This is a genomic window from Kribbella sp. NPDC023855 (genome assembly GCF_040639475.1).
Classification (GTDB): Bacteria; Actinomycetota; Actinomycetes; order Propionibacteriales; family Kribbellaceae; genus Kribbella.
Genome location: NZ_JBFAAA010000001.1, coordinates 983,820 through 996,334, shown reverse-complemented (window position 1 = coordinate 996,334; position 12,515 = coordinate 983,820). Strand labels below are relative to the sequence as shown.

At 68.0% G+C, this 12,515-nt stretch carries 11 protein-coding genes; 8 read left to right on the top strand and 3 right to left on the bottom strand.

Translation table 11 applies throughout. From position 1 onward, the window contains the following. The first annotated feature begins 51 nt into the window (after positions 1-51). From AB0F51_RS04575 to AB0F51_RS04555, 5 genes are read left to right on the top strand one after another with little or no spacing between them, the layout of a single operon-like run. Positions 52-2,850 carry a glycoside hydrolase family 78 protein gene (locus AB0F51_RS04575; protein ID WP_360273919.1) on the top strand — a complete coding sequence of 933 codons (2,799 nt, stop codon included), beginning with the start codon at positions 52-54 and terminating at the stop codon, positions 2,848-2,850. 18 nt (positions 2,851-2,868) lie between these two features. Beyond that, positions 2,869-4,194 (top strand): extracellular solute-binding protein, encoded by a 1,326-nt coding sequence (locus AB0F51_RS04570; RefSeq protein ID WP_360273916.1) that lies wholly within the window; start codon positions 2,869-2,871, stop codon positions 4,192-4,194. A 3-nt stretch (positions 4,195-4,197) separates the two neighbouring features. Then, the gene (locus AB0F51_RS04565; RefSeq protein WP_360273913.1) at positions 4,198-5,121 is read left to right on the top strand and encodes a sugar ABC transporter permease; all 924 of its coding nucleotides are present in this window, start codon (positions 4,198-4,200) and stop codon (positions 5,119-5,121) included. Further along, the gene (locus AB0F51_RS04560; RefSeq protein WP_360273910.1) at positions 5,118-5,969 is read left to right on the top strand and encodes a carbohydrate ABC transporter permease; all 852 of its coding nucleotides are present in this window, start codon (positions 5,118-5,120) and stop codon (positions 5,967-5,969) included. The genes AB0F51_RS04565 and AB0F51_RS04560 overlap by 4 nt, the downstream gene beginning before the upstream one ends. Positions 5,970-5,991: 22 nt before the next feature. Then, on the top strand, positions 5,992-6,624 hold the full coding sequence (locus AB0F51_RS04555; protein ID WP_360273907.1) for a methyltransferase domain-containing protein: 633 nt from the start codon (positions 5,992-5,994) through the stop codon (positions 6,622-6,624). Here AB0F51_RS04555 and AB0F51_RS04550 read toward each other — a convergent pair. Continuing rightward, positions 6,613-7,752: an aminotransferase class V-fold PLP-dependent enzyme gene (locus AB0F51_RS04550; RefSeq protein ID WP_360273904.1), complete on the bottom strand. Its 1,140-nt coding sequence runs from the start codon at positions 7,750-7,752 to the stop codon at positions 6,613-6,615. The genes AB0F51_RS04555 and AB0F51_RS04550 overlap by 12 nt on opposite strands. Before the next feature lie 26 nt (positions 7,753-7,778). On the opposite strand from AB0F51_RS04550, the gene AB0F51_RS04545 reads away from it, so the two are divergent. Next, positions 7,779-8,534, top strand: coding sequence for a glycerophosphodiester phosphodiesterase (locus AB0F51_RS04545; protein WP_360273901.1), 756 nt, complete (start codon positions 7,779-7,781; stop codon positions 8,532-8,534). A 13-nt stretch (positions 8,535-8,547) separates the two neighbouring features. Continuing rightward, positions 8,548-9,921 (top strand): MFS transporter, encoded by a 1,374-nt coding sequence (locus AB0F51_RS04540; RefSeq protein WP_360273898.1) that lies wholly within the window; start codon positions 8,548-8,550, stop codon positions 9,919-9,921. Positions 9,922-9,932: 11 nt separating this feature from the next. On the opposite strand, the gene AB0F51_RS04535 is transcribed toward AB0F51_RS04540, so the two are convergent. Further along, a complete protein-coding gene (locus tag AB0F51_RS04535) occupies positions 9,933-10,385 on the bottom strand; it encodes an Lrp/AsnC family transcriptional regulator (protein ID WP_360273895.1) in 453 nt (150 codons plus the stop codon). Between the two features lie 82 nt (positions 10,386-10,467). Between AB0F51_RS04535 and AB0F51_RS04530 the strand changes: the two genes are divergently transcribed. Further along, entirely contained in the window at positions 10,468-11,073 is a 606-nt protein-coding gene (locus AB0F51_RS04530) for a LysE family translocator (protein ID WP_360273892.1), read from the top strand. 1 nt (position 11,074) lies between these two features. Here the strand turns inward: AB0F51_RS04530 and AB0F51_RS04525 are convergent, their stop codons facing one another. Beyond that, positions 11,075-12,505: a polysaccharide lyase 6 family protein gene (locus AB0F51_RS04525; RefSeq protein ID WP_360273889.1), complete on the bottom strand. Its 1,431-nt coding sequence runs from the start codon at positions 12,503-12,505 to the stop codon at positions 11,075-11,077. Between the last annotated feature and the right edge of the window lie 10 nt (positions 12,506-12,515).

The following is a 12,515-nucleotide window of genomic DNA, read 5'->3' as shown; positions in this document are numbered from 1 at the left end:
AGCCGCAGGATCGACAGAACAAGAATGAATCGTTTCACAGTCTGGAGCGCCATGACCCGTCCTGCCGCCGCACCCGTGTCCGTCCGCTTCGAGCACCGCACCGGAGACGGCCCAGTCCTGGGCCTCGGTACTGCGTCCCCCCGCCTCTCCTGGCAGGTCCCGACCGCCGCCGATGATTACCGCCAGGCCGCGTACGAGGTGGCGATCGTGCGAGGCGACGACTCCCCCGAGCTTCACACCGTCGAGTCACCCGACCAGGTGCTGGTCCCCTGGCCCGGTACGCCGCTCACGTCTCGCCAGCAGGCCCGAGTCCGGATCAGAGTCAGCGACGGCACCGACTGGAGTGACTGGAGCGACCCCGCAGTCGTGGAGGCTGGCCTGCTCAGCCCCGATGACTGGACCGCCCGTTTTGTCAGCCCCCGCGACATCGGCGCACATGACCAGCCCGCACCCATCGTCAGCGGCACCACGACGCTGCCGGAGGGAATAGTCAGCGCCCGGCTCTACGCGACCGCCCACGGCGTCTACAAGCCGGAACTCAACGGCCAGCGGGTCGGCGACGAGGAGCTGGCCCCCGGCTGGACCGCGTACCAGTTCCGCCTGCGCTACCAGACCTACGACGTGACCGACCTGGTGCAGCCGGGCGAGAACACCCTCAACTTCCTGCTGGGCAACGGCTGGTACCGCGGCCGCCTCGGCTTCCAGAACCAGCACGCCCTGTACGGCGACCGCCTGGCCGTGCTCGCGCAACTAGAGGTCACCACAGCCGACGGCAAGACCCACGTCTTCGCCAGCGACGAGACCTGGACCGCCCGCGAGAGCCAGATCATCGCCGACGACCTGTACGACGGCCAGCGCACCGACCTCACCCACACCCCCGCCGACCCGACGCCGGTCGAGGTACTGGATGCGGACCTCGGCCTGCTGGTCGCCCCCGACGGCCCACCGGTCCGAGTCACCGAGATCCTGCCGGCCGTCGGGCTGAGCACCTCGCCAACGGGCAAGACCTTGGTCGACTTCGGTCAGAACGTGGTCGGCCGGGTCCGGCTGCGCGTCCGTGGCGGCGCTCGCGGCGACGAGGTCGTACTGCGGCACGCCGAGGTACTCGAAGACGGTGAACTCGGTGTCCGTCCGCTGCGCTCGGCGAAGGCGACCGACTCCTACGTGCTGGCCGGCCCGGACGAGGTCACCCTCGAGTCCGAACTCACCTTCCACGGCTTCCGGTACGCCGAGGTGACCGGCGTCGACGGACTGGCCAAGGAGGATCTCGAAGCCGTCGTGGTCGGCTCCGACCTTCGCCGTACCGGCTGGTTCGAGTCGTCGCACGCGTTGCTCGACCGCTTCCACGAGAACGTCGTCTGGGGAATGCGCGGCAACTTCCTCGACGTACCGACAGACTGCCCGCAGCGCGACGAGCGGCTGGGCTGGACCGGCGACATCCAGGTCTTCTCCCCTACTGCTTCCTTCCTGTTCGACAGCGCGGGCTTCCTGACCAACTGGCTGGCCGATCTCGCCGCCGAGCAGCACAAGGACGGGTCGGTCCCGTTCGTGATCCCCGACGTGATCCGTGGGGCCGGGCCGGCGACCGCTGCCTGGGGTGACGCGGCAACAGTCGTCCCCTGGGTGCTTTACCAGCGCACAGGCGACCTCGACCTGCTGGTCCGCCAGCTGCCGAGCATGCGGGCGTGGGTCGACCGGATGACCGACCTGGCCGGCGACGACCTGTTGTGGACCGGCGGCTTCCAGTTCGGCGACTGGCTGGACCCGACCGCTCCCCCGGACAACCCGTTCCAGGCCAAGGCGGACCACGACGTCGTCGCGACGGCTCACCTGGCCCGCTCGGCCGAGATCGTCGGCTGGGCTGCCGAGCTGGCCGGTGACGCCGACCTGGCCGCGCAGTACTCCGGCCTTGCAGCGAAGGTCCGCACGGCCTTCGCAGCGGAGTACACGACTGAGGGTGGCCGGGTGCTCAGCGACGCGGCCACGACGTACGCGCTGGCGCTGCAGTGGGCTCTGCTGCCGACAGAGGCGCAGCGGAAGCGCGCTGGTCAGCGGCTGGCCGACCTGGTTCGCACCTCGGGCTTCCGGATCAGTACTGGCTTCATCGGTACGCCGCTGATGACTGACGCGTTGACGGACGCCGGCGAACCTGAGCTGGCTTACCGGCTACTCCTGCAGACCGGCTGCCCGTCCTGGCTCTACGCGGTGACCATGGACGCCACCACGGTCTGGGAGCGCTGGGACAGCATGCTTCCCGACGGCAGCATCAACCCGGGACAGATGACGTCCTTCAACCACTACGCACTCGGCGCGGTCGCCGACTGGATGCACCGACGAGTCGCCGGCCTCGCGCCGGGCGAACCGGGCTACCGCACGATCGTGGTGGACCCGCTGCCCGACTCCCGCCTCACCCGGGCCGCTGCTCGCCACCTCACGCCGTACGGCGAAGCAAGCGTCGAGTGGACCCGCAGCGACGGCAACTTCCGCCTGGCCGTCACTGTTCCCGTCGGGGCCACCGCGACCGTGCACCTGCCAGACGGCAGCAGCCCGGTCGAAGTACGGCATGGAAAGCACGAATGGACCACCACCGACCCGTACTCCGACGCCGCGCCGCTCGGGGCTGATCCGAGCATCCGGCAGCTCCTCGACCACGAGCCGACCTGGCAGGCGGTCGTCAGCGCAGCGGTTGAGGCCGGTGTGGTCGAGGACGACGCCCAGCTGGCCGGGCGGCTCGAACGCTACCTGGACGCTCCCGCGACCCAGTTCGTCGAGGCCGTCACCGGTGGCGGGTTCTCCACCGGCGCAGAGGCCTTGAAGGCCCGGCTCGACTCTTTGCTCATCGCGCAGTGAACAGCACTGGAGGCCATCATGATCCGCTCACGTAGGACAACTTCCCTGGCCGGCTTGGCGATCGCGGCACTCGCCCTGACCGCCTGCAGCGCCGGCAGCCTCGGTTCGAGTGACGAGGGCGGCGGCAGCGACGCTGTCACGCTGAACTTCCTGGTCGACAACGCCGACCAGACGGTCAAGACGGCCGAGCAGCTCGGCAAGGACTTCACCGCGAAGAACCCCGGCATCACCATCAAGGTGGAGACCCGCCCGGCCGGCAGCGAAGGCGACAACATCGTCAAGACCCGGCTCTCCACCGGCGACATGAGCGATGTGTTCGCGTACAACTCGGGCTCCCTGTTCCAGGCGATCGCGCCGCAGAAGAACCTGGTCGCGGTCGGCGACCAGCCGTTCGTCGGCGGGCTGGACGACAACTTCAAGAGCACCGTCACCGCCGGCGACCAGGTCTACGGCGCGCCGTACGGCGGGTTCCTGGCCGGCGCGATCCTCTACAACAAGCCGCTGTACGCCAAGCTCAACCTGCAGGTGCCCAAGACCTGGGCCGACTTCATGGCGAACAACGCGAAGATCAAGGCAGCCGGGGTCGCGCCGGTGATCCAGACCTACGGCGAGACCTGGACGTCGCAGCTGTTCGTCCTCGGCGACTTCCACAACGTGTCCGCGGCCGAGCCCGACTTCGCGGACAAGTACACCAAGAACCAGGCGAAGTACGGCACCTCCGAGGCGGCCCGGAAGGGGTTCGAGCACCTTCAGCAGGTGCACGACCAGGGTTATGTGAACAAGGACTTCGCCTCGGCCAAGATGCCGGACGGCCTCAGGTTGCTTGCCCAGGGCAAGGGTGCGCACTACCCGATCCTGTCGGCGGTGGTCAGCGAGTTGGTCGCCACCTACCCGGCCGCGGCCAGGGACGTCGGCCTGTTCGCCATCCCGGGTGACGACGCCGCGAAGAACGGCTTGACCGTGTGGGCGCCCGGCGGCGTCTACATCCCGAACAGCACGACCGGCGCCAAGCTGGACGCGGCGAAGAAGTTCCTCGGGTTCGTGGGCAGCAAGGAGGGGTGCGACTCGCAGGCGAAGGCCGGCGCCGTCACCGGCCCGTTCGCGGTGAAGGAGTGCAAGCTGCCGGCCGACGTACCGCAGGCTGTCCAGGACATGCAGCCCTACATCGACAAGGAAGGCTCCTCGAGCCTAGCGCTGGAGTTCCTCTCGCCGGTGAAGGGCCCGTCGCTGGAGCAGATCACCGTCGAGGTCGGCTCCGGGATCCGTAAGGCCGCTGCCGGGGCCTCGCTCTACGACGAGGACGTCAAGAAGCAGGCGCAGCAACTCGGGCTGGAGGGCTGGTGAGCCGTGGCCACGACGTCGATCGATACGTCCACGAAGACGCGCTCGAGCGTCGCAGGGCCGGATCGTGGCCGGCTGCGTAGCCCGTACTCGACCTGGTTCTACGCTCCGGCGGCCGTCGTGTACGGCGTCCTGTTCGCGATCCCGACCTTCGCCTCGTTCTACTTCAGCCTGACCCGGTGGAGCATCTTCGAGTCGAAGTTCATCGGGTTCGGCAACTTCGGCACGTTCTTCTCCGAGCCCGCCCTGGTGAAGGGCTTCACGAACACGCTGATCTATGCCGTCGTCACGTCGGGGACGAAGGTCGTCCTCGGCCTGTTGCTCGCGGTCCTGCTCACCTCGCAGATCGTTGCCCGCGGCTACCTCCGGTCGGTGGACTTCTTCCCGGTGCTGGTCTCCACGATCGGCGTCGGGCTGACCTTCACGGTCTTGATGAACCCCGAGCGCGGGCTGATCAACAGCGGGCTCGGGGTGCTCGGGATCGACGGGCCGGGCTGGCTGACCGACCCGAAGTACGCGCTGTTGTCGGTGGCGCTGGTCGACGTGTGGAAAGGCGTCGGGCTGGCGACGCTGATCTACATCGCGGGCATCGTGTCGATCCCGCCGGAGTACCTCGAAGCGGCCAAGGTCGACGGTGCCACCGGCTGGCAGAGCTTCCGCCGGATCGTGCTGCCACTGGCTCGGCCGGCGACCGTCACGGTGATCATCTTGTCGCTGATCGGCGGGTTGCGGTCGTTCGACCTGATCTGGGCGATGACGCGCGGCGGGCCGGGATTCACCTCCGACGTGATCGCCTCGGTCATCTACAAGCAGTACCAGGCCGGCTTCTACGGCCTGTCCACCGCGGGCAACGTCGTCCTGTTCGTCGTGGTGACGGCGATCGTGCTGCCGTTGTCGCGGTTCCTCAACCGCAAGGAGGTGGAGCTGTGAGCACCGCGACCCGGTCCGGTCCCCGGCCGCGGAAGAACTATCTGCTCAGCGTGGTCGCCATCCTGGTCTCGATCGTCGTGTTCCTGGTGCCGTTCGCGTTCATCGTGCTGACCGCGGTCAAGGACCGGCAACAGGCATCGCTGCTGGACTTCTCCTGGCCGCACCAGTTCCAGTTCGCGCAGAACTTCGTCGCCGTCGTCGAGGCGCGCGACTACATGCTGATCATCGCGTTCATCAACTCCACCATCCTCACGATCGCGAGCGTGGCCGGGATGGTGGTGCTGGCTGCGATGGCCGCGTTCGTGCTGCAGCGCCGGCAGACCCGCTGGAACGGTCTGGTCAACTTCCTGGTGCTGTCCGGCCTGATCATCCCGCCGGCCGTAGTACCGACGATCTGGGTGCTCCAGCGGATCGGGCTGTTCCGGACGATGCCCGGGCTGATCCTGGTCGAGATCGCGTTCGGGCTGTCGTTCTGCGTGCTGCTGTTCCGGGCGTTCGTCGCGACCATCCCGCGCGAGCTCGACGAGGCGGCGATCATCGACGGCGCCGGTCCGGTCCGGCTGTTCTTCAAGGTGATCTTCCCGCTGCTGCGGTCCGTCATCGTGACGGTCGTGGTGGTCCAGTCGGTGGTCGTCTTCAACGACTTCGTCAACCCGCTGTACTTCCTGCCCGGGGACCAGAACGCCACCGTCCAGCTGACCCTCTACAACTTCTCCAGCCAGTTCACCACGCAGTACAACCTGCTGTTCATGAACATTCTGTTGATCACCATTCCACCGCTGGTGATGTTCCTGTTCTTCAACCGCCAGATCGTCGCCGGAATGACCGCCGGTGCGGTCAAAGGCTGACCGAGAGGCCTAGCATGCGGAGATGGGCTTCTACTCGGATCGTGTAGTACCCCGGCTCGTCAACCTCACCTGCGGCGCCAAGGTGGCCGAACCGCTGCGGCGGCGGGTCTGCCAAGGCCTGCAGGGTGAGGTTGTCGAGATCGGGTTCGGATCGGGCCTTAACGTCCATCACTACCCCGAGACCGTGACGGCGGTGACCGCCGTCGAGCCGTCCGACGTCGCCTGGCGGCTGGCCGAGGACCGGGTGATGGCCGCCCAACTGCCGGTACGCCGCTCCGGACTGGACGGTCAGGCCCTGCCCTTCGACGACGACACCTTCGACAGCGCCCTGTCGACCTGGACTCTGTGCACCATCCCGGACGCGCCCGCGGCCTTGCGCGAACTCCGACGAGTCCTCAAACCGGGCGGCTCGTTCCACTTCGTCGAGCACGGCCTCGCCCCCGACGAGCCGGTACGCCGCTGGCAACACCGCCTGGAGCCGATGCAGCGCCGCCTCGCCGGTGGCTGCCACCTCACCAAACCGATCGCCGACCTGATCACCGACGCCGGCTTCACGATGACCGAGGTCGACATCTTCTACCAGAAGGGTGCCCCGAAGTTCCTCGCCGCCTTCACTCTCGGCCAGGCCGTGAGCCCGGCCGACTCAGATCAGTGACGGCAGCTGGTCGGCGAGCCGCTGGTAGTCCTGCGGGCTGTTGTAGGCGTGAGCCGACAGGCGAACGAAGACGCGGCCGTCGGACGCCGTCAAGGTGATCTCTGCCTTCAGCTCCTGGGACACCTTCGCCTTGAACGCCTCGCCCGCCTCCGGCGACGGCACGCCGGGGAAAGGTAGCTCGACCAGACGCATGGTGGCGGCGGGGCGCGCGACCTCGGCCACTGAAGTCCCGAGCGCCTTCGCGAGCACCTTCGCGCTCTCATCGAGCATGGCCGACAGCTCCGACCTCCGCCGCGGCCACTCGAGCTCGGCGAGCACCCGCAGCGACTCAGGCGCGGCGATCCACGCCGCGTAGTCGTGCGTGCCCTGCTGGTCGAACCGCTCCGGCAGACGTTCGTCGTTCTCCGACCAGCTGACGATCAGCGGCAACGTCTCGCTGTGCCACTCCTCGGACACCACGAGGCCGGCCGTCCCACGAGGCGAGGCGGGCCACTTGTGGAAGTTGCCGGTCCAGAAGTCGGCGCCGTCCCCGGCGGGCGCGTCGAGCAGAGCGGGCGCGTGGGCGCCGTCGACGATCGAGGGGATGCCCCGCGACCGGCACAGCTCGGCCAGTTGGCGGATCGGAAAGACCATCGCGGTCGCCGAGCTGATCTGGTCGACGACCAGCGCGGCCGTCATCACGTCCAGGGCCGGCTCGATCGCGGCAATGACGGAGTCGTCGTCAGCCTCCAGCGGTACGTCGACAGTCACGACCTCGGCCTGTTTGGCCCGGGCGAAACGCTCCACGGCGTACCGGACAGCGCCGTAGGCGTGGTTCGTGAGCACGATCTTGGTGCCCGCGGGGATCGGGATGGTCGCGAGCGCGGCAGTCACGCCCGCGCTCGCGTTGGGGACGAGCGCGAAGCCCGCGGGGTCCGTCTGCAGGTAGGCGGCCAGCTCCAGCCGGCTGGCGGTGAGCCGCTCGGCGACCGAGCGGAACCAGCGCATCGGGTTCGCCTCGGCTTCGGCCCGCAACTCGGCCAACAACTCCTGCGTGCGGCGCGGGACGGCGCCGTACGAGCCGTGGTTCAGGTGCAGGACGCCGGGGTCGAGGGTCCACAGGTCTGGGCGGGGGCTGAGTACCGTCACCACCCAAACGGTACATACTTCAGGGCGTGTATCCCTATCTCGACCACGAGGGGCCGATCGCGATGGCCCACCGCGGCGGTGCTCTGCACCCGGAGAACGTCGGCTACGAGAATTCGATGCACGCCTTCGAGCACGCCGTCGGACTCGGCTACCAGTACCTCGAAACCGACCTGCACGCGACCAGCGACGGGGTCGTGATCGCCTTCCACGACCACCGCTTGGACCGGGTGACCGACCGGACCGGGGTGATCTCCCAGCTGCCCTGGTCCGAGGTCCGCAAGGCCAAGATCAACGGGCACGAGCCCATCCCGCTGCTGTCAGAGGTGCTGGAGCACTTCCCCAAGGTCCGGCTCAACCTGGACATCAAGGCCGACAACGGCGTGCTGCCCACGGCCAAGGTACTGCGCGGGCACGACGCGATCGACCGCGTCTGCGTCTCGTCCTTCTCGCAAGCCCGCGTCGAGCTGATCCGGCGCGAGCTCGGCGAACGGCTCGCCACCGGCTTCGGGCAACGCGAGATCGCCCGGCTCCGCTTCTCGCCGTTCCGGCTGACGTCACCCGGCGCCTGCCTGCAGATCCCCGAGTACTACGGCCGCCTGCGAGTGCTCACTCCCGGGCTGCTCCGCCGAGCGCATGCCCTCGGCAAGCAAGTGCACGTGTGGACCGTGGACGACCCGGCCGAGATGCACCGGCTGCTCGACGCGGGCGTGGACGGGTTGATCACCGACCGGACCGACCTGCTCCGCGACGTCCTGGTCGAGCGAGGTCAGTGGGTTTCCTGACACACTCCCCCGCATGGGAATTCTCTCGGCCCCGGCGAGGGTGGACGAACGCGAGTACTGGGGCTTCTGCCTGTACGACTGGGCCAACTCCGGCTACGTGACGACGGTCGCGACCGTCCTGTTCGCGCCGTACCTCACGTCGGTCGCCGAAACCGCCGCCTGCGGCCGGGTCGGTACCGCGGAAGATCCGTGCACCACCAACCTCCAGGTGCTCGGGCTCGGCATCTCTCCCGGCTCGCTGGCCTTCTACGTCGTCACCGTCGCGACCCTGATGTCGGCGCTGTTCCTGCCGATCGTCGGGGCGATCGCCGACCGGTCGCCGCGCAAGAAGGTCTTGATGTGCGCCTTCGCCTGGGCCGGCGCGCTGGCCGCCTGCTGCATGGTGTTCGTCGAGGGCGGCCGCTGGGAGCTCGGCGCGCTGCTGCTGTTCATCGGGAACCTGTGTCTGGGGTCGTCGATGGTCGTCTACGACTCGATCCTGGTCGACATCGCCGGGCCCGACGACCGCGACGATGTGTCCTCGCGGGGTTGGGCGTTCGGTTACCTGGGCGGCTTCATCCTGCTGGCGATCAACCTCGGTGTGGTCACCATGCACGACGCGCTCGGGATGAGCACGAGCACGGCCGTGCGGCTCAGCCTGCTCACCGCCGGGCTGTGGTGGGGACTGTTCACCTTCGTCCCGTTCGTCCGGCTGAAGAACCGGCCGCCGGCCAGCGTCGTACCGGTCGGCAGTGGCAGCCTGGTCAAGCAGAGTTTCGGTCAGCTGTTCGCGACGCTCAAGCACGTCCGGACCTACCCGATGACGCTGCTGTTCCTGGTCGCCTACCTGTTCTTCAACGACGGCATCCAGACCGTCATCTCGGTGTCCTCGACGTACGGCGAGAAGCAGCTCGGGTTCGAGACCCAGGTGCTGATCATGACCATCCTGCTGGTCCAGTTCATCGCGTTCTTCGGCGCGCTGGCCTTCGGCCGGTTCGCCCGCCGGTTCGGTACCCAGCGCACGATCATGGGCGGCCTGGTGGTCTGGATGCTGATCGTGATCGCCGGCTTCATGCTGCCGGCCCGGCAGATCGTCCCGTTCCTGGCGATGGGTGCCGCCATCGGCATCGTGCTCGGAGGCACCCAGGCACTGTCCCGCTCGGCCTTCAGCCAGCTCATCCCGAAGGGCCGCGAGGCGGAGTACTTCAGCCTGTACCAGGCCGGCGAGCGCGGCACCTCGTGGCTCGGCACCCTGGTCTTCGGCCTGGTCCACCAGCTCACCGGTTCCTACCGGCCCGCGATCGTGGCCCTCGGCCTCTTCTTCGTGATCGGTCTGGTCCTGCTGACCCGGGTCGACATGCGCCGCGGCATCGCCGAAGCCGGGAACGCCCAGCCCACCCTGGTCTAGGTCGGCAGCGTTTAGGTCGGTAGGGGCCTGGCGTCCACGATCTGCTTCATCACCAGCGTGGAGCTGAGCCGCTGGACGCCGGGCAACGTCGCCAGGTGCTCGTCGTACAGCTCCTGGTAGGCCTCCAGGTCCGTGGTGACCACGCGCAGGAGATAGTCCGGATCGCCGAACAGCCGCTGCGCCTGAGCGACCTGCGGCAGTTCGGTCAGCGCCGCCTCGAACTCGGCCACCGTGTCCCGGTCCTCCTGGCGCATGGTGATGAACACGAGCGCCTCGAACTTCAGCCCGAGCGCCGCCGGATCCACCACCGCGCGGTAGCCGCGAATCGCGCCGGTCCGCTCCAGCTCCCGCAGTCTGCGGTGACACGGCGACAAGCTGAGCCGGACCTTCGCCGCCAGGTCGGTGACCGTCAGCCGGCCGTCCACCTGGAGCTCAGCAAGAATCTGTCGATCGATGGCATCCACGAGCAAGATTCTCCCTCAGTTGAGTTCGACGGTGGGAGAAGATGGAACCACCTTCCGGCGGATTCTTCATAGTCTCCCCGACATGGACATCACCTCGCTGACCGCTTTCGCCACGGTCTCGGTGTTGCTGGTCCTCGTTCCAGGGGCGGACTGGGCCTATGCCATTGCGGCCGGGCTGAGGGAGCGGTCCGTCGTACCGGCTGTGGCCGGGCTGTTGCTCGGATATGTAGCAGTGACCTGCGTGGTGGCGGCTGGGTTGGCAGCACTGGTTGCCGGGAGGCCGACGTTGCTGACCGGACTGACCGTCGTCGGCGCTGCTTACCTGCTCTGGCTCGGCGTCGAAACGGTGGCGCGACCAGCTCTGCCGACGGCGGACTCTCCCGTCGAACGGTCCTTTGGGCGAGTTCTGCTCAAGGGGGCGGGGATCAGCGGACTCAACCCGAAGGGGATGCTGCTCTTCCTCGCCCTGCTGCCGCAGTTCATCGGCGGGGGCTGGCCGGTCGCGGTTCAGATCGCGACGCTCGGGTTCCTGCACGTGATCGTCTGCGGAGTCGTGTACTCCGGCGTCGCGACGGCGGCCCGCGCCGTACTGCGGACGCGGCCCGACGTCGCGCGCAGGGTGACCCGCGGATCAGGTGTCGCGATGATCCTGATTGCCGCGGGTCTCCTGGTCGAACAGTTGTCCTGACTCAAGCGGCCCCGGGACCAACCTCAGCCGCGGTGAGTGGACGGCGTACCGGTGCGGCTGTGGAGTACTCGTCAGCACCGACGTCGTACGGCGCGGTGCGGGCGTGGCCGTCGACGTCGTCGGTGACCCGGCTCGAGTGATCCATGCTCGTCGCGTTCACGGCCGCGCTGCCCGAGCCGAGCCGGTAGACGCCGTCGGAGCCGGCGGTGAGTTTCGGATCGGCGCGGGTGTAGCCCGTGGACGGGATGTTCCCGTTGCCGGCCGAACCCCACAGGATGTTGCCGGACCACGTGATGCCCTGCTGGTACGGCATGTCGACCAGTTGGCCGCTCGAGCCGACCAGGAGGTTGTCGGAGATCCTGCACGCCAGGGGCGGTAGCGTGCGCTGACTCTCTCCGACAATTGCCTGGGCGTTGTTGCGCAGGGTGTTGAGCACGATCGTCACCCGGTCAGGAGCGTCGTTGCCGGTCCGGGAGCTGGACGGTTCACCCTCGTAGTGGTCCCGCACCGTTCCGCTGCCGAGCACGATCCCGGCGCTGCTGACACCGTCGACGTAGTTGTTCACGATCAGGTGGTCGTTGCCGTAGATCCGTATCCCGTTGCCACCGGCAAGAAGGTAGTTGCTCTCGACCCGGTTCGCGTTGCCGTGCCGCAGCACGATGCCGCCGCCCGAGGAGCGCAACGTGTTGTACCGGATCGTGTTGCCGGACGACTTGACCGAGATGGCTTCCGGGTCGCCGTTGGTGCGCTCGAACAGGTTGTACTCGACCGTCGCCGCCGCGGTACTCAACGCGCGGCTGCTGACCCCGAGACGGATCGGCTCACCGCCGTTGGATCCGGTGAACGAGTGATCGCGGAAGTGGTTGCGCAGGATGTAGGTGCGCTTGGCCATGACCGTGCCCGACGGGCCGTCTACCACCAGGTAGCAGCCCACCGTGGACTTGTCATGGAACACGTTGCGGTCGACCTTCACGTCGTCACCGCGAACGACCACCCAGTGGCTGGCGGCCGAGGCCAGCGCGAAGTCGTTGCGGGTCAGCCGGATCCGCGTGCACGACGACGGCAGGTCCAGCGTGGTGCTCTGCTTGAAGACGAACCCACTGACCGTGATCCAGGACGAGTTCGACATCACGAAGCTCTGCGAACCGGTGAGCGTCACGCCACCGCGGCTCTCCGCCTGGATGGTGATCGGCGCAGTACTGGTGCCGTTCTTGCCGGACACCGTGATCGGCGAGCCCGACGGTACGGCGTACGAACCTCCTGCGAGCACGATCGTGGTGCCGGCGGTGGCCGAGTTGATGGCCGACTGGAGCTGGGACAGTGATGTGACCACCGCGGTCGCCTGCGCGTCCGCCGATCGTGGTCTGGGTAGCTGGAAGGCGGCGACGGCGGCAACACCGAGGCCGCCGGCCAGAAAGGCACGACGATCCATGACAAGTCTC

Bases quoted from the DNA above. Each gene is read 5' to 3' on its own strand.
- AB0F51_RS04575 (WP_360273919.1), top strand. From the start codon at position 52: ATGACCCGTCCTGCCGCCGCACCCGTGTCCGTCCGCTTCGAGCACCGC.
- AB0F51_RS04570 (WP_360273916.1), top strand. From the start codon at position 2,869: ATGATCCGCTCACGTAGGACAACTTCCCTGGCCGGCTTGGCGATCGCG.
- AB0F51_RS04555 (WP_360273907.1), top strand. From the start codon at position 5,992: ATGGGCTTCTACTCGGATCGTGTAGTACCCCGGCTCGTCAACCTCACC.
- AB0F51_RS04540 (WP_360273898.1), top strand. From the start codon at position 8,548: ATGGGAATTCTCTCGGCCCCGGCGAGGGTGGACGAACGCGAGTACTGG.
- AB0F51_RS04530 (WP_360273892.1), top strand. From the start codon at position 10,468: ATGGACATCACCTCGCTGACCGCTTTCGCCACGGTCTCGGTGTTGCTG.
- AB0F51_RS04525 (WP_360273889.1), bottom strand. From the start codon at position 12,505: ATGGATCGTCGTGCCTTTCTGGCCGGCGGCCTCGGTGTTGCCGCCGTC.